The sequence below is a fragment of the Achromobacter sp. MUI-25009338 genome (assembly GCF_057359325.1).
Map to the genome: position 1 here is coordinate 1,953,623 of NZ_CM170627.1, position 15,606 is coordinate 1,969,228.

15 protein-coding genes are annotated in these 15,606 nt (G+C 70.3%); 13 read left to right on the top strand and 2 right to left on the bottom strand.

What is annotated here, in order from left to right; all coding sequences use genetic code 11:
- The first annotated feature begins 1 nt into the window (after position 1).
- From AC1IQ6_RS09330 to AC1IQ6_RS09390, 13 genes are all read left to right on the top strand, one after another.
- Positions 2-484 carry a TadE/TadG family type IV pilus assembly protein gene (locus AC1IQ6_RS09330; RefSeq protein ID WP_102772445.1) on the top strand — a complete coding sequence of 161 codons (483 nt, stop codon included), beginning with the start codon at positions 2-4 and terminating at the stop codon, positions 482-484.
- Positions 481-1,437: a Flp pilus assembly protein CpaB gene (gene cpaB, locus AC1IQ6_RS09335; RefSeq protein WP_102772444.1), complete on the top strand. Its 957-nt coding sequence runs from the start codon at positions 481-483 to the stop codon at positions 1,435-1,437. Before AC1IQ6_RS09330 ends, cpaB begins: the two co-directional genes overlap by 4 nt.
- A gap of 65 nt (positions 1,438-1,502) precedes the next feature.
- Positions 1,503-2,864 carry a type II and III secretion system protein family protein gene (locus AC1IQ6_RS09340; RefSeq protein WP_102772443.1) on the top strand — a complete coding sequence of 454 codons (1,362 nt, stop codon included), beginning with the start codon at positions 1,503-1,505 and terminating at the stop codon, positions 2,862-2,864.
- A complete protein-coding gene (locus tag AC1IQ6_RS09345) occupies positions 2,861-4,198 on the top strand; it encodes a response regulator/pilus assembly protein (RefSeq protein WP_168202095.1) in 1,338 nt (445 codons plus the stop codon). Before AC1IQ6_RS09340 ends, AC1IQ6_RS09345 begins: the two co-directional genes overlap by 4 nt.
- 33 nt (positions 4,199-4,231) lie before the next feature.
- Positions 4,232-5,596 carry a TadA family conjugal transfer-associated ATPase gene (locus AC1IQ6_RS09350; protein WP_102772441.1) on the top strand — a complete coding sequence of 455 codons (1,365 nt, stop codon included), beginning with the start codon at positions 4,232-4,234 and terminating at the stop codon, positions 5,594-5,596.
- Positions 5,596-6,522, top strand: a complete 927-nt coding sequence (locus AC1IQ6_RS09355; protein WP_102772440.1) for a type II secretion system F family protein — start codon at positions 5,596-5,598, stop codon at positions 6,520-6,522. Before AC1IQ6_RS09350 ends, AC1IQ6_RS09355 begins: the two co-directional genes overlap by 1 nt.
- 11 nt (positions 6,523-6,533) lie before the next feature.
- Positions 6,534-7,532: a type II secretion system F family protein gene (locus AC1IQ6_RS09360; RefSeq protein ID WP_485866202.1), complete on the top strand. Its 999-nt coding sequence runs from the start codon at positions 6,534-6,536 to the stop codon at positions 7,530-7,532.
- 11 nt (positions 7,533-7,543) lie between these two features.
- Positions 7,544-8,395, top strand: a complete 852-nt coding sequence (locus AC1IQ6_RS09365; protein WP_485866203.1) for a tetratricopeptide repeat protein — start codon at positions 7,544-7,546, stop codon at positions 8,393-8,395.
- A 24-nt stretch (positions 8,396-8,419) separates the two neighbouring features.
- Positions 8,420-8,842, top strand: a complete 423-nt coding sequence (locus AC1IQ6_RS09370) for a DUF3613 domain-containing protein (protein ID WP_102772438.1) — start codon at positions 8,420-8,422, stop codon at positions 8,840-8,842.
- Between the two features lie 26 nt (positions 8,843-8,868).
- On the top strand, positions 8,869-10,983 hold the full coding sequence (locus AC1IQ6_RS09375) for a TadG family pilus assembly protein (RefSeq protein ID WP_485866204.1): 2,115 nt from the start codon (positions 8,869-8,871) through the stop codon (positions 10,981-10,983).
- A 49-nt stretch (positions 10,984-11,032) separates the two neighbouring features.
- Positions 11,033-12,400, top strand: coding sequence for a sigma 54-interacting transcriptional regulator (locus tag AC1IQ6_RS09380; RefSeq protein WP_485866205.1), 1,368 nt, complete (start codon positions 11,033-11,035; stop codon positions 12,398-12,400).
- A 61-nt stretch (positions 12,401-12,461) separates the two neighbouring features.
- Entirely contained in the window at positions 12,462-13,172 is a 711-nt protein-coding gene (locus AC1IQ6_RS09385; RefSeq protein ID WP_102772435.1) for a DUF2968 domain-containing protein, read from the top strand.
- A 66-nt stretch (positions 13,173-13,238) separates the two neighbouring features.
- Positions 13,239-13,697, top strand: coding sequence for a DUF1178 family protein (locus AC1IQ6_RS09390; protein ID WP_485866206.1), 459 nt, complete (start codon positions 13,239-13,241; stop codon positions 13,695-13,697).
- Between the two features lie 67 nt (positions 13,698-13,764).
- Here the strand turns inward: AC1IQ6_RS09390 and efp are convergent, their stop codons facing one another.
- Together efp and earP are read right to left on the bottom strand one after the other, a co-directional pair.
- Entirely contained in the window at positions 13,765-14,325 is a 561-nt protein-coding gene (efp, locus tag AC1IQ6_RS09395) for an elongation factor P (RefSeq protein ID WP_102772434.1), read from the bottom strand.
- Between the two features lie 157 nt (positions 14,326-14,482).
- Complete coding sequence (earP, locus tag AC1IQ6_RS09400; RefSeq protein ID WP_485866207.1) at positions 14,483-15,595, bottom strand: elongation factor P maturation arginine rhamnosyltransferase EarP; 1,113 nt, start codon at positions 15,593-15,595, stop codon at positions 14,483-14,485.
- Positions 15,596-15,606: the final 11 nt, after the last annotated feature.

A 15,606-nucleotide genomic window follows, 5' to 3' on the forward strand; every position in this document is an offset into this window, starting at 1 on the left:
GATGCGCACCCCTCATCCGCTCCATTGCCGGCCGCGGCGCCAGCGCGGCGTCGCGGCGCTGGAGTTTTCGCTGACCCTGATCGTGCTGCTGCTGTTCATCTGCGGCGTGCTGGGCGTGAGCGCGCTGTTCTGGATGCAGCAGCAACTGGCCGCGGCCGCGACCGACGGCGCGCGCGCCGCGGTTTCGGCCCGCTACAACGGCGAGCCCGACGTGCCGGCGGCGGCCTGTTCCGCCGCCATGAGCGCGTTCTCGTCCGGCTCCAGCGTGGTGTGTGCGGCCTCGCGCGCGCCTTGCGAGTGGAGCGGCCCGGCCGGCCGGCAGTCCGACTGCGCCACCGTGAACCTGACTTATGAAACCCAGTCCTGGCCCTTGCTGGCCACCCTGCAGGGCCTGATCACCTCGTTGCCGGGCATGGGCCGGAACTGGATTCCCAACCAATTGCATTCGCAAGCCGTCGTACAGATATCGCAGGGGACACCATGAGCAGTTTGAGCAAGATCGTCGCAGGGATGTTGTTGGTAGCGGGGCTGGTGCTGGCCTTCATCGCCTGGAGGCTGGCGTCCGCGCCGGCCAGCGCGCCAGCCGCCGCGGCGTCGGCGCCCGCGCCGGCGGCGCCGGTCGCCGCGCCCGTCAAGCGCTATCCGGTGGTCGTGGCCAAGACGCCGATCGCGGCCGGCACGCGCATCGACGCGGCCCGGATGCTGGAAGTGGCGCAGTGGCAGGCGGCGCTGTCGGGCGGCTATGAGGCGGCCGCGCCGCTGGAAGGCGCAGTGGCCAAGGTCGATATCGCCGCGGGCGATCCCATGCTGCCCAGCCTGCTGGCGCAGGGACTGGCGCGCCAGCTCAAGGAAGGAGAACGCGCCGTGGCCATCGCGGTCGACGAAGTCGTGGGCGGCGGCAACCGCATCGGTCCGGGCGACTGGGTCGACGTGTTCTTCATGATCGAGAAAGGCCAGGAAGTGCCTGGCGCGCAGGCGCGCCTGCTGCAATCGCAGCTGCGCGTGCTGGCCTACGGCAAGGCTTCGGTGGACGGTCCGGAGGAAAAGCCGGCAGGGCAGGCGGGCGTGCCGAACCAGCCGGCCAAGACCGCGGTGCTGGCCGTGCCGCTGGAACGCGTCAATGAACTGATGCTGGCCAGCCGCGCCGGCCGCCTGCAGCTGGCGCTGCGGCCGCTGGGCGACGAGGCCCTGCCGGACACGGAATTGTTCGTGCAGCGCGGCAGCGTGCTGCCGGTGCGCGCCGACCTGACGCCGGCCCAGCGCGATGCGCTCAAGCTCGCGCCGAACCGCGCCTATGCCGGCGAAAGCCTGGTGCAGCTCGACGGCACCACGACGGCGGCGCGTACGCCCGCGGCCGTGGCGCGCGGCGCGAATGCCGGCGGCGGCCGGTCGGTGGAAATCGTGCGCGGCGACAAGACCGAGCGCGTGCGTTACTGACAGCGGCCGCGGGGCCGATGCGGGCCCCGGCGGCTGGACTCTCCCAAATAACTCGATCCAGCACCATGAAGAAACATCAGCGCACCACCGTCATCTGTGTCCTGTCGGCGCTTGCCGCGTTCGGCTGCGGCGCGAGCGCCGTAGCGCAAACCGCGACGCCGGCCGCGAGCGCGCCGGCGCCGGTCCGCGACCTGAACCTGGCGGTCAAGGGCCAGCAGACCCTGCTGCTGGACGGCGCCGTGCCCTCGCGCCTGGCCATCGGCGACCCGGAAGTGGCCGACGTCAAGATCCTGCCCGCCGGCGGCAAGCGCGCGGGCGCCATCCTGGTCTACGGCAAGAAGGCCGGCACCACGCAGCTGCAGGTCTGGAGCGGCTCCAATCCCGCGCCCCAGGTCTGGAACCTGCGCGTGGGCGGCAGCGTGCAGGGCGCGCTGGCCAGCCGCGGCATCGCCGGCGGCGCCAACATCGACATTGCCGGCGACCGCGCGGTGGTGTCCGGCCACGCCGAAACGCCGATGGGGCAGGTCGCGTCCGTGGCGATGGCGGCCTCGGCCGTGGGCGGCGAAAAGAACGTGGTGGACGTGTCCTCGGCCGGCACCAGCGGCGTGGTGCAGGTGGAGGTAAAAGTGGTCGAGGTGTCGCGCTCCGTCATGAAAGAAGCGGGCATCAACTGGTCGGCCGGCGGCAGCGGCCCGTGGAGCGCCAGCGCCAGCCTGGTGCCGGCCAACCTGGGCGCGGCGGCCTCGGGCTTCTCGCTGTTCTACGACACCAACAACTTCTCGGCCAATCTGCGGCTGCTGCAGAACAACGGCATGGCGCGCGTGCTGGCCGAGCCCACGCTGGTGGCGCTGACGGGCCAGAGCGCCAGCTTCCTGGCCGGCGGCGAGCTGCCCATCCCTGAATCCGGCGGGCTGGGCACCGTGTCGGTCACGTTCAAGCCGTTCGGCATCGGCCTGACCGTCACGCCCACCGTGCTGTCGCGCGACCGCATCTCGCTGAAGGTGGCGCCCGAGGCCAGCGAACTCGATTACAGCAACGGCATCGCGATCAGCAACGGCGAGAACTCCGCCTCCATCATTCCGGCGCTGCGCACGCGCCGCGCGGACACCACGGTGGAGCTGGGCGACGGCGAGAGCTTCGTGATCAGCGGCCTGGTGTCGCGCCAGACCAAGGCGATGGTCAGCAAGGTGCCGCTGCTGGGCGACCTGCCCATCATCGGCACTTTCTTCCGCAGCCTGGACTACAAGCAGGAGGACACCGAGCTGGTCATCGTGGTGACGCCGCGCCTGGTGCGCCCCATCGCGCGCGGCGTCACGCTGCCGCTGCCGGGGGCCAGGCAGGAGCGCGCCGACAACGGCTTCAACGCCTGGGGCTATTACCTGACCGGCCCGATGGGCGGCCAGCAGATGCCGGGATTTTCGCGGTGAACGATATGAAGACACATACGAGCGAATGGAAGGGCCTGCAGAACGGCAGGCGATTCCTGTTCTGCTCCCGCGGGGCGGACATCGCCGCCCAGCTGGGGCAGGCGCTGGGCGACATGGGCATGCTGACCCAGGAGTCGCCCGGCACGGAAGAACTGGCGCGGCGCCTGGCGGACATCGCGCCGCAGGTGGTGTTCCTGGACTTCACGCTGAGCGAGGACGAGCCCGGCAAGCTGTTCAAGTCGGCCGAGCTGGCGCGCCTGCTGGCGCGTATCGCGCCCAGCCTGCCGCGCGTGGCGGTGGGGCTGCTGAGCCAGCCCGAAGGCGCGATCGCGGCCCTGCGCGCCGGGGTCAGCGACTTCGTCGATCCCACGGTGGCGCCGCAGGAAATCAAGGAAATCGTGCAGCGCCTGATGAACGCGCAGGCGGGCGACGCGCCCGGCGGCGGATCGCGGCGCAGCGTGCTGCTGCTGAGCGCGCGCCCCGGCGTGGGCGCCAGCACGCTGGCCGTGCATCTGGCCGGCATGGTGCAGGACCGCCTCAAACAGGCCCATTGCGCGCGCAACGCGGCCGGTGGCAAGGCTGCGCGTGCGGCCGCGGCCGAGCCCGGCTCGACGCTGCCGCTGTCGAGCCGCGTGGCGCTGATGGACCTGGGCTGGCCAGTGGGAGACTGCCAGCTGTACCTGAACATCGGCGGCGACTTCGACTTCGCCGAGGCGGCGCGCAACCTGCGCCGCCTGGACTCCACGCTGCTGGGCTCGGCCATGCCGCACACGGCCAATGGTCTGAGCGTGCTGTCGCTGCCGCGCGACCTGGCGCAGATGCGCGACGCCTCGCTGTCCGATTCGCTGCTGGTGTTCGAGCGCATGCGCCAGCATTTCGGCGTGGTGGTGGCCGATGCCGGCGGCTTCACCAATCCCGAATTCGTGGCCGGCCTGGCGCGCGCCTCGGAGCAGAACTGGATCGTGACGGACCAGAGCGTGGGCGCGCTGGTGTCGCTGGCCGGCCTGCTGCAGGAGCTGGAGCAGATGCACGTGGACCGCCGCAGCCTGGGGCTGATCGTCAACCGCTACGACGAGCGCTACGGCATGACCGCGCAGCAGATCGCCGAGCGCTTCCAGCTGGACCTGGTGGGCACGCTGCCCGACCGCACGCTGGCGCTGATGGTGTGCACCAACCAGGGCCATCTGCTGCATGAAGAAGCCGAACGCGACATCTACGTGCGCGCGGTGCAGGCGCTGGCCGAAAAACTGAGCGCCCACGAACACGCCGCCGGCGGGCGCGCCGGCTGGCTCGCGACCTGGCTGCCCGGCGTGCACCGCCGCATGGCGGGTTGACGGCAACACGGACGGACAGCAACGGAATCCCACATGATCATGACAGCGACGGTTGAGTTCGGCGGCGAAGGCGACTCCGGTTTTTCGGCGTCGAACCGCTACCAGGAAGTGAAGACGGCGGCCTACGAGCACCTGCTTTCCCGCATCGAGGAGCTGGGCGCCGAGTTCGGCCGCTGGGCGCGCTCGGCGATCCAGGAGTTCGTGGACATCGAGGTCGCGAGCTTCGTGCGGCTGCGCAGGGTGCCGATCAACGAAGGCGAGATGCGGCAGATCGCCGAGGCCCTGACCAAGGAACTGGCGGGCCTGGGGCCGCTGGAGGACCTGCTGGCGGACCCGGCGGTGGAAGACATCCTGATCAACGGCTACGACAACGTGTTCGTGTCGCGCCGCGGCGTGCTGGCGCGCGAGACGCTGCGCTTCACCGACAATCAGCACGTGCTGCGCATCGTGCGCCGCATCCTGGCGCCCATCGGCCGCCGCCTGGACGAATCCAGCCCCATGGTGGACGCGCGCCTGCCCGACGGCGGGCGGCTGAACGTGGTGATCGAGCCGCTGGCGGTGGACGGCCCCATGGTGTCGATCCGCAAGTTCCGCCAGGACCCGCTCAAGCCCGCCGACCTGCTGACGCTGGGCACGTTCGACGAAGAGATCTACCGGCTGCTGCACGAGGCGGTGAAGAACCGCTGCAACATCCTGGTGTCCGGCGGCACCAGTTCGGGCAAGACTTCGCTGCTCAATGCGCTGGCGTTCTTCATCCCCGGCACCGAGCGCGTGGTCACGGTCGAGGACACGGCCGAACTGTCGCTGAACCACCCGCACGTAGTGCGGCTGGAATCGCGCCAGGGCGGCTTCGACGGCAGCGGCGCGGTGACCATCCGCGAGCTGATCCGCAACAGCCTGCGGATGCGCCCGGACCGCGTGGTGGTGGGCGAAGTGCGCGGCGCCGAAGTCATGGACATGCTGCAGGCCATGAACACCGGGCATGAAGGCTCCATGGCCACCATCCACGCCAACTCGCCGCGCGAGTGCCTGTACCGGATCGAGATGCTGGCGGGCTTCGCCGGCTTCCAGGGCAGCGAGGACAGCCTGCGCCGCCAGATCGCCAGCGCGCTCGACTTCATCGTGCAGATCGGCCGCCTGTCCAACGGCAAGCGCCGCGTGCTGTCGGTGACCGAGGTGACGGGCATGGGCGACAACGTGATTTCCACGCAGGAGCTGTACCGCCACGAAACCTTCCTGACGCCGGAGGGCGAGGAAAAAGACCGCTGGAAATGGCTGGGCATCCATCCGCATACGCCCAAGCTGGCCAGGATGCGCAGCGAGGCGCGCGCCAACGACGCCGCGTCCGGCGACGGCGATGGCGGCGGTGGCGGCGGGTTCTGGAGCCGGAGGCGCTGATGGAGCGGGTCCTGATACTGGCCGGCCTGGCGCTGGCGCTGATGCTGGGCGCGGCGCTGCTGTGGCGCCACGCCAGCCGCGGCGCGCGCCGCGCCGCGAGCTCGGCGTTCCTGGAGAACCAGCTCAACCGCGTGCGCGACGCGCGCCCGGACGACGACACGTTCGCGGCCGGTTCGCGCGCCATGCGCAGCGGCCTGCTGGGATGGGACCGCCTGCTGCTGGTGGCCGGCATACGCCAGAGCCCCGGCTTCTATCTGCGCCTGGCGGCGCCGCTGTTCGGCGGCGCGGCGCTGGCCTGGCTGCTGCTGGGCGGGCTGTCCGGCGCGGTGACGCTGGTGCTGGTGGCGGTGCTGGAGTATTTCCTGCTGTGGCTGCGCGCCGACAAGCGCCAGCGCCGCATGATCGCGCAGCTGCCGGCGTTCCTGGACAACATCGTGCGCCTGGTCACCATCGGCAACAGCATGGGCTCGGCCTTCCAGACCGCCGCCGCCAACACCGACGAACCCTTGCGCGAAGTGGTGGAGACGGCGGCCAGCCTGAGCCGCTCGGCCAAGGAGCTGGACGCGGCGCTGGTGCACGTGTCGCGCCTGTACGGGCTGAAAGAGCTGTACATGATCGCCGCCGTGGTGTCGCTGGCGATGCGCTTCGGCGGGCGCAGCGACCAGGTGCTGGAGCGCATGGCCGCGTTCATGCGCGACGTGGCCCAGGCGCGCAACGAACTGTCGGCCAGCTCGGCCGAGGTGCGGCTGTCGGCCTGGATACTGGCGCTGCTGCCGGTGGGGATCGCCGGCTTCATCATCGTGACCAACAACAATCTCTTCATGGGACTGTGGCACGACCCGGCGGGCTTCAAGATGCTGGTGACCGCGGTGGCGCTGCAGATCGGCGGCAGCTACTGGCTGTACCGCATGGCCAAGTCGATCTGAGGAGAGGCGCGATGCATATCCTGCAATCCTGGAACGCCTCGACCACGCTGGCTGCGGCGCTGATGCTGATCGCGGCGGCCATGCTGGTGCTGGGCGTGGGCCTGGTGCGGCGCCTGCGCGGCCAGAGCCGCAGCCGCCAGGTGGTGGACCAGGCGCTGGCGGCGCGCCAGATGGGCGAGGGCGCGGCCGCGCCGCTGCCGGCCGCCGACGCGCAGGGCCGCCTCGCGGCCGCCGCGCGCGCCGCCGATTCGTTCGGCAGGCGCCTGAGCCAGGGGCGCCTGGCCGATGCGCTCCTGGCCGCCGAAGACCGCAAGCTGGTGGACATGGCCGGCTATGCCGACGCCGCCACGGCCCGCTCGCGCTTCGTGGTGGCGCGCTTCGGCCTGGCGCTGCTGCTGCCGGTGGCTGCGGTGACGGCGGGCCTGCGCTATGGCCACATCGGCTCGTTGGGCGGCATGCTGCTCGCCGCCTTCTTCGGCTTCGGGTTCGGCTACATGCTGCCCAAATGGGCCTTGCGCCGCCGCGTGGCGCGCCGCCGGCGCCTGGCGGCCGACGAACTGCCGCTGCTGGTGGACCTGCTGCGCCTGCTGCAGGGAGTGGGGCTGTCCATCGACCAGAGCCTGCAGGTGCTGGTGGCGGAATTCGGCCAGGTGCTGCCGGTGCTGTCGCAGGAACTGCGGCTGGCCTCCGAACTCTACGTGCGCGGCCGCACGCGCGAACAGTCGCTGGCGCGGCTGGCGACCGGCTTCGACAACGACGATCTGTCCGCCATCTGCCGCCTGATCGCGCAGGTGGACCAGCACGGCGGCGCGGTGCAGGAGCCGCTGAACCGCTTCGGCGAGCGGCTGCGCGAATCGCGCCGCCTGGAACTGAAGGAGCGGGTCGGCAAGACCACCGTCAAGATGACGGGCGTCATGATCGTGACCCTGCTGCCGGCGCTGCTGATCGTCACGGGCGGAGCGGGATTCATAGCGGTGATACGCGCGTTGTCGCGCATGGGGGGATCATGATGGCGGGCGCGATGAATTGGCGGCGCGGCTGCGCGCGCGGCATGGCCACGGCGGCGGTGCTGGCGGGCCTGGCGGGGTGCAAGAGCAACGGCGCCGAGTCGGCGTGGCAGCTGATCCAGCAACAGCAGCAGGAGCAGGCGCTGGCGCGCCAGCAGGAAGACGAGGCCCAGGGCCGCAACCGGCCGCGCGAGCCGGAGATGATGCTGTCGATGATCGCCGAGGCGCAGCGCCAGGAGCGCTATTTCGCGTCGCTGGCCTACATCGACGCCTATCAGCAGAAGTTCGGCGCCGACAGCCGCGTGGCCGTCATGCGCGCCGACGCGCTGCGCCAGACCGGCCAGACCGCCGCCAGCGAACAGGCCTACCGCGCGCTGACCCGCGGCGAGCAGGCCGCGCAGGGCTGGCATGGCCTGGGCCTGATCGCCGGCGGCCGCGGCCAGTACGAGCAGGCGGCCGACGACTTCGCGCAGGCGGCGCGGCTGGCGCCGATGAACGCGCAGATCCTGGGCGACCTGGGCTACGCCAGGCTGCGCGCCGGCGACCTGAACGGCGCCCGCGTGCCGCTGGGCCAGGCGGCCGAACTCGCGCCCGAGAACGGCCGGGTGCTGGCCAATATGGCGGTGCTGCTGCTGGTCGAAGGCGACCCGCTCAAGGCGCAGCGCCTGATGGACCAGGCGCAGCTGGGCGAGGAGGCCCGCAGCCAGGTGCTGCGCCTGGCTGCCGAGATCCGCGGCCAGGTCGCGCCCATGCCCATGCCCGCGGCCGGCCTGCCGGCCACCCGCGTCTCCGGCGCGGGCGGCGCCGTGATGCCGATGATGAGCCCCTTGATGGAGGGCCTGGGCAACGGGCCCATCGTGCGTTAACCGTATTCAGCCAGGAATTTCGACATGTCCCACATCCGTTCCTACACCACGCTGCTGTTCTCCGCCCTGGCGCTGGCCGCGCCCGCCGCGCATGCGCAGTCGAATGCGCCGCTGACCGGCGGCATGGCCGCCGGCGCGCCGACGCCCGCGGCCCCGACCGCCCCGGCTGCGGCGCCGGCCGCCATGCCCGACCGTCCGGTGGTGCAGCAGGTTTCCACGCCGCTGCCGCAACAGGCTAGCGCCGCGCCGCAGGAGGCCGCGCCGGAAGCGTTCGGCGACGTCACGCGCGGCCTGCTGGCGGCGCAGGCCGACGGCCGGCGCGCGGGCGGCGCGCTGCCCATCCTGGGGCCGGTGTCCACCGCCGCCTGGAACCGCTATCTGGACAGCTTCAAGCACCCGATCCCCGAGTGGCTGCAGAAGCGCGTCGAAACCAAGAACACAAACTGATGCCCGGACCCGAGCCGGAACCGAACATGCGCGTTCATTCTTCGCGTCCCGTCCCGTTGCCGCGCCAGCGCGGCAGCATCACCGTGGCCGTGGTCTTCGCGATCCTGGTGGGGGTGGTGCTGCTGGGCGCGGCGCAGCTGGCCTACGGCTTCTACATGAAGCGCGAGATGCAGAAGGGCGCGGACCTTGCCGCGCTGTCGGCGGTGCAGGCGCTGGGGCTGGGCGCGCCAGCCGATTGCGCGCCGGCGATCGCGGCCGGCCGGGCCTCGGCGCGGCGCAACATCCCCACGCTGATCGACCGCTTCACGGACGCCGACATCACCGTCGAATGCAAGGTCTGGGACCCGGACCGCGCCGACGCCGCCGGCATGCACCTGTTCGATCCGGCCGGCGACGAGGCGTTCAACGCCGTGCGCGTGACGGTCAGCAAGCGGCTGAGCCGCATCATCCCCAGCTTCAGCGGCGGCGATGGCGGCCTGCCGGCCTCGGTCTCGGCGGTGGCGGCCAATTCCAGGCCGGTCGCCGTCTTCTCGGTCGGCTCGCGCCTGCTGCGCCTGGAGCGCGGCGGCCTGCTGTCGCGGCTGCTGGCCACCGTCGGCGCCTCGCCGGCCCAGCTCGACGTGCTGGACGCGGCCGGGCTGGCCAACGTCCAGATCACGCCGGCCGGCCTGCTCAAGGCCCTGGGCCTGCCGCTGTCGGTCGCAACCGGCGTGGGCACGCCCGAACAGCTGGCGGCCGTGGAGAACCTGACGCTGGGCCAGCTGCTCAACGCGACCCTGAGCGTCATCGACAAGATGGGCACGGCCAGCGCCGACGTGGGGCTGCTGGCCAAGGCTATCGGCGTGGCGCTGGACGTGATGCCGCTGGACCTGCCGGTCAAGCTGTTCGGCGACGGCGGCCTGCTCGACCTGTCGGTGCAGGGCGGCGGCGCGCATTCCGCGCTGCAGGCCGACATCAACGCGCGCAACATCCTGGAGACCGCGCTGGTGATCGCCAACGGCGAGAACCTTATCAACCTCGGGCTGAGCGTGCCGCTGCTGGGCGTGGACGCGCAGGTGCGCGTGGTCGAGCCGCCTTCCATCGGCATCGGCGGCGTGGGCGCGCGCGCCACCAGCGCCGGCATCCGCGTGTACCTGCGGGTCAATACCGCCACCATCCCGCTGGTCGGCCCGCTGCTGTCGGACACGCTGGGCACCCGCGTGGACCTGCCCATCATCATCGACGTGGCGCAATCGACGGGCACCGTCAGCAAGCTGTGCGAGGCGCCGCTGACCGAATCGCAGGCCGTCATCGACGTGTCTTCGTCGCTGGTGAACCTGTGCCTGGGCAGCTTCCCCGCCATGCAGTCCAGTACCGACCGGGACCCGAATCATTTCGTGTCGCTGACCAATAGCTGCGAGTCCTCGGCCTCGGCCGCCATCGGACGCCACGAGGTGCTGAACGTGCTGGGCATCCTGCCGCTGACCGCCAAGATCGCCGACCCGCCGCTGTCGGTGTTTCCGTCGTCCACGCCGGTATCGGTGCTGCTGACCGAGCCGCCGTCGCCGAACTCCAGCACCACGATCAACGCCTCCCAGGTCGACCTGGCGCAGCTGGCGTCCAACCTGTCGGACGCGCTGATCGGCGGCATCCTGGGCGATCTGTTCAGTACCGGCACGCCGCTGACGGACAAGGAGCGCGCGGACCTTGCCGCCAGGCTGGTGGGCGGCGACGCCTCGCATGCCGGCAAGACCGTGTCCAAGGTCGTCAACGACATGCAGTGGTCCAAGGACGCGATGGAGCGGCTCGGCACTCGCCTGAGCACCGGCGGCCTGACCGGCGTGCTGGGCGGCACGCTGCAGCTGGTCGGCGGCATCCTGAACACGCTGCTGGCGGCGCCGCTGAGCGACTTGGGCTGTGTATTGACCTGGACGCCCGACCGGATCAGGCAATGTCGGGTTGACGCGGTCGGCGCGCTCGCCCTGAGCGACGGCGGGCAGGTCGGCGGCGTGCTGTCGGTGGTCGTCGCGCTGCTGACGCCTTTGCTGGACACGCTGTCGGTGCTGCTGCAGCAGCTGCTCAATCTGCTGGGCCTGAGCCTGGGCCAGACCGACGTCTCCCTGATTTCCGTCGATTGCGGCAAGCCCCGCCTGGTGTACTGATGGTGAATATCGTGATTTCCGCTGCCTGTCTGCCCGCGAGGTTCGCGCCATGAGCCAGAAATTCATGCGCGACGAATTCGATCTCTATGTCTGGGAGGGCACCTCCGACATCGCCAGCCGCGCCGAGCGTTGCCTGGCCGGCATGGACGTGGCGCTGCTGCGGGCCGACGCCGGCACGGCCTTTCCGCCGCCGCGCGATGCCGGACGGCCGGCGGTGGCCCTGGTGTCGGTGTCGGTGATGGGCGATACGCGCTTCAGCGGCTACGACTGGCTGGCCGCGCAGGGCCTGCCCATCATCTGGGTGGCGTCCGAGGCGCGCGGGCGCGATCCGCGCTACTACCCGCCCGAATACTCGTACACGCTGCCGCCATCGTTCACCGCCTCCGATCTGCGCAAGCTGCTGTTCGAACTGCTGGGCGTGCTGGACCAGGTCAAGCGCGCCGCGCCCCGGCGCGAACAGCCGCTGATCGCGGTGTCTGCGCCGATGCGCGAACTGCTGGCCGAAGCCGAGCTGTACGCCGACTGCCGCAGCAACGTGCTGATCCACGGCGAAACCGGCGTGGGCAAGGAGCGCGTGGCGCGCCTGCTGCACGAGCGCGCGCCGTGGTCGGACGGCCCCTTCGTGGCGGTGAACTGCGGCGCCATTCCCGAAGGCCTGTTCGAGGCGCATTTCTTCGGCCATGCCAAGGGCGCGTTCACCGGCGCGATCGGCGCGCACAAGGGCTATTTCGAACAGGCCCACGGCGGCACGCTGTTCCTGGACGAGATCGGCGACCTGCCGCGCTACCAGCAGGTCAAGCTGCTGCGCGTGCTGGAGCAGAACAGTGTGACGCGCCTGGGCTCGACGGTGGAAGTGCCGGTGGACTTCCGCCTGGTCGCCGCCACCAACAAGGACCTGCGCGCCCTGGTGGGGCAGGAGGAGTTCCGCGCCGACCTCTATTACCGGCTGGCGGTGATCGAACTGCGCATCCCCAACCTGGACGAGCGCGGCGGCGCCGAGAAGGCGGCGATCTTCCGCGCCCTGCTGGAGCGGCTGGGCGCGCCGGACGAGCCGCCGGCGTGGCTGCTGGAGCGCGTCGCGCAGACGCGCTTCGCCGGCAACGTGCGCGAACTGTCCAACGTGGCCGAGCGCGTGGCCATCATGCGGCGCCAGCTCGGTGCCTGGGACCCGCCGCGCATCGAACGCATCTTCGGCCAGCTCGCCGAGCCGCTGGCGGCCGCCGGCGCGCAGTGCGAGCCGCCGGTGTTCACCGACGCCGAGCGCGCCGAACGCGCCCGCATCCTGGCGGCGCTGGACGGCAACGGCTGGCGCCGCCAGGATACCGCCAACGCGCTGGGAATCAGCCGCAAGGTGCTATGGGAAAAAATGCGCAAGCTGCACCTGGGCGCAGGGCAGGGAGAGGCCGCCGAGGTGTAAATCCGGGCGTCCACGGTGAAATAAATTGCTATAGTTCCGCAAACTTTTTTTTGGGGTAGGCATGAAAGTCCACTTTATCCGTGGCGCCGCACGCATGGCGCTGTTGGGAACGGCCCTGTCCGGCCTGGCGGCCTGCGCCGTCGCGCAGCCCGAGGAGCCGCGTCCCACGGTTAAACAGGTGGAGGATACGCAGGCGGCGTCCACGCCCGTGACGCCGCCGGCGAGCGCGCCGGCGCTGGCCGCGCGGCCCTCGTCCACCGTTTCCGAACTGCAGTCGCTGATACAGAACCGCCAGGTTTCCGAACTGCGCACGGCCTATAACGGCACCTATGGCGCGAGCCTGCTGTTCAAGCCCGATGACCTGACCTATTACGTCGCGCTGTTCCAGCAGAAGGATTTCTGGCGCGTGCTGAAGACCCAATCGGACAAGCAGGCCGAATCGACCTATCGCGCCTTCGCCGCCCAATCGGCGGACCTGGCCGAGGTGGACATCAAGCGCATCAAGCTGCAGGCCGAAACCGCCCACGCCGAAAAACTGCTGGCCACGCGCAGCGCCGAACTGAGCACCCTGCAGGCCGACCGCGCGCTGCGCCTGCAGCAGGAGCAGCAGGTCGCCGCGCGCCAGGAACAGTCGCGCCAGGAAGCGACGGCGCTGGCCGAACAGGAAAAGGACGTGCGCCAGCAGCTGCGCGACCTGCAGCGCCAGATCGACGCGCTGCAGGCCCAGCAGGCCCAGGTGGCGGGCGCGCCGGCTCAGAAGCGCGGGAAGTAGCCCGAGGCGGGCGCGGGCCGGGCGGCGTTTTCTTGTATTCTGGCCATTGCACCCCATATGAATGCCATGGCTCTCAAAGTATTCGACCTCGAGTGCGAACACGGCCACCTCTTCGAAGGCTGGTTCGGTTCGCACGAAGACTATGACGCGCAGCAGGCGCGCGGCCTGGTCACGTGCCCCGTCTGTGCGTCGGCCAGCATCACCAAGCGCCTGTCGGCGCCGCGGCTGAACGTGGCCAATCTGCACGAGCCGGCTTCCCGGCCCGCCTTGCCGGCCAACGCCAGCGAAGCCGAAAAAATGGCGGCGCTGCAGGCCGTGGTCATGCGCCAGGTCCGCGCCGTGCTGCGCAACACCGAAAACGTCGGCCCGCGCTTTGCCGAAGAGGCCCGCCGCATCCATGCCGGCGACGCCGACGACAGGCCCATCCGCGGCACCGCCACGCCGCAGGAGCGCGCCGAACTGGCCGACGACGGCATCGAGGTGATGGCGGTACCCGACTTCCTGGACGACGAACGCCTGCAATAGTAGAGAGGTAAAGAGCCAAAAAAAATGCCAGACCCGAAGGTCTGGCATTTTTTTCGTCCGTGGCCGATCAGTTGTTGACGCGGCTGCGGTATTCGTTGGTGCGGGTGTCGATTTCGATCTTGTCGCCGATGGCGCAGAACAGCGGCACGTTCAGTTCGAAGCCGGTGTTGATCTTGGCCGGCTTGGTCACCTTGCCCGAGGTATCGCCGCGCACGGCGGGTTCGGTGTAGGTGATTTCGCGCACGATGGTCGTGGGCAGTTCCACCGAGATGGCGCGGCCGTCGTAGAAGACCACTTCCACGGGCATCGCTTCTTCCAGGTAGTTCAGGGCGTCGCCCATGCTGTCGGCTTCGATTTCGTACTGGTTGTACTCTTCGTCCATGAAGACGTACATCGGGTCGCCGAAGTAGGAGTAGGTGCACTCCTTGCGGTCGAGCTGGACGACTTCGAACTTTTCGTCGGCCTTGTAGACCGATTCGCTGGCGGCGCCGGTCAGCAGGTTCTTGAACTTCAGCTTGACCACGGCGGCGTTACGGCCGGACTTGTTGTATTCGGCCTTCTGGACCACCAGGGGGTCCTTGCCAACCATGGCCACGTTGCCGACTCGCAGTTCCTGAGCGGTTTTCATCGATAAAACTCCGGGGTGATAGGTGCACTCGCCGTGCTAGCAGAAAGCCCCCGGGAAGCTGGCCGTAAGGCCGGCGCCTGGGCTTAGTGCACACCCCGGGAGGCGTCATAGTTGAGGCCCGACAAAATACTACAGGGCTCTCGGAAAACTCTCTATTCTAACGTTTCTTCGCCAACTCTGCGCAGAAATCGGCCAGATTTTCGCCCAGGTCGGGCCGCGCGGCCTGGCTGGCGTCCCAGGCCCGGGCCGCCTCGGCCCAGCCGTTCCAGGCATCCGGCGCCAGGGCGGCGGCGAGCGCGGCCGCCGTCCGGCCGGGCTCGGGCTGGTTCCAGGCGCGGATGAGGGCCTGGGCGGTTTCCGGGGCCGGATAGCGCGCCAGCCAGGCCTCCAGCTTTTCCAGGTGGATGTTGCCGTCCTGGGGGTAGATCTGCCAGACCAGCGGGCGCGCGGCCCAGGCGGCGCGCACGAAAGAGTCCTCGCCGCGCACGAAGTTCAGGTCGCAGCACCACAGCAGGCGGTCGAAGTCGGGCTGCGCCACGAAGGGCAGACGGGCCAGCAGCGGCGCGCCGGGCGCCGCGCAGGCGGCTTCCAGCCCGGGCGCGACGCCTTCGGGGGCCAGCAGCACGCTGGGGCGCGGATCGGCCGCCAGCGCGCCGACCAGTTCGGCTGCCGGCGCACTGGGATAACAAAACAGGGACACGGTGCGGGCGCCGTCGCGGCGGCGCAACAGCAGCTCCTCGCCCACGCCCAGCGAGCGCAGGAAGGCGGTTTGCGCGTCCGTCGAGGCCTGCAGCGCGTCGCGTTCGGCCGACAGGCCGGGCTCGCGCAGCAGGCCGCCGGTGGCTTCGGTGAAACCGGGAAAGAAGAAATGCTTGACCAGCCCGTCCGGCCGTTGCGAGGGCAGGCCGTGGCAGCTTTCGACCCAGGACTCGGCACTCAGGTATTCCAGGTTGATCCAGACGGGAGGCCGGCGCCGCATGCTTTCCAGGAACGCCGCGGGCGGATCGCAGGCGAACGCCTCGATCACCACGTCGCGCGAGGCCAGGGCGGGGGCCGGCGCGTCGCTCCAGTGCTGGATATCGATGCCGGCCAGCCGCTGCTGCGCCAGGCCGGGCGCGATGCCGGGCTGGATGCGGGCGAAGCTGGCCAGGTCGTCGACCCACAGGCGCACGTCCCAGCCGCGGCCGTGCGCCAGGCGGCGGGCCAGGCGCCAGCACACGCCGATGTCGCCGTAGTTGTCGACGACCCGGCAGAAGATGTCCGCCTGCATGGCAGCGCGCG

Bases quoted from the DNA above. Each gene is read 5' to 3' on its own strand.
- AC1IQ6_RS09330 (WP_102772445.1), top strand. From the start codon at position 2: ATGCGCACCCCTCATCCGCTCCATTGCCGGCCGCGGCGCCAGCGCGGC.
- cpaB (WP_102772444.1), top strand. From the start codon at position 481: ATGAGCAGTTTGAGCAAGATCGTCGCAGGGATGTTGTTGGTAGCGGGG.
- AC1IQ6_RS09340 (WP_102772443.1), top strand. From the start codon at position 1,503: ATGAAGAAACATCAGCGCACCACCGTCATCTGTGTCCTGTCGGCGCTT.
- AC1IQ6_RS09350 (WP_102772441.1), top strand. From the start codon at position 4,232: ATGATCATGACAGCGACGGTTGAGTTCGGCGGCGAAGGCGACTCCGGT.
- AC1IQ6_RS09355 (WP_102772440.1), top strand. From the start codon at position 5,596: ATGGAGCGGGTCCTGATACTGGCCGGCCTGGCGCTGGCGCTGATGCTG.
- AC1IQ6_RS09360 (WP_485866202.1), top strand. From the start codon at position 6,534: ATGCATATCCTGCAATCCTGGAACGCCTCGACCACGCTGGCTGCGGCG.
- AC1IQ6_RS09365 (WP_485866203.1), top strand. From the start codon at position 7,544: ATGAATTGGCGGCGCGGCTGCGCGCGCGGCATGGCCACGGCGGCGGTG.
- AC1IQ6_RS09370 (WP_102772438.1), top strand. From the start codon at position 8,420: ATGTCCCACATCCGTTCCTACACCACGCTGCTGTTCTCCGCCCTGGCG.
- AC1IQ6_RS09375 (WP_485866204.1), top strand. From the start codon at position 8,869: ATGCGCGTTCATTCTTCGCGTCCCGTCCCGTTGCCGCGCCAGCGCGGC.
- AC1IQ6_RS09380 (WP_485866205.1), top strand. From the start codon at position 11,033: ATGAGCCAGAAATTCATGCGCGACGAATTCGATCTCTATGTCTGGGAG.
- AC1IQ6_RS09385 (WP_102772435.1), top strand. From the start codon at position 12,462: ATGAAAGTCCACTTTATCCGTGGCGCCGCACGCATGGCGCTGTTGGGA.
- AC1IQ6_RS09390 (WP_485866206.1), top strand. From the start codon at position 13,239: ATGGCTCTCAAAGTATTCGACCTCGAGTGCGAACACGGCCACCTCTTC.
- efp (WP_102772434.1), bottom strand. From the start codon at position 14,325: ATGAAAACCGCTCAGGAACTGCGAGTCGGCAACGTGGCCATGGTTGGC.
- earP (WP_485866207.1), bottom strand. From the start codon at position 15,595: ATGCAGGCGGACATCTTCTGCCGGGTCGTCGACAACTACGGCGACATC.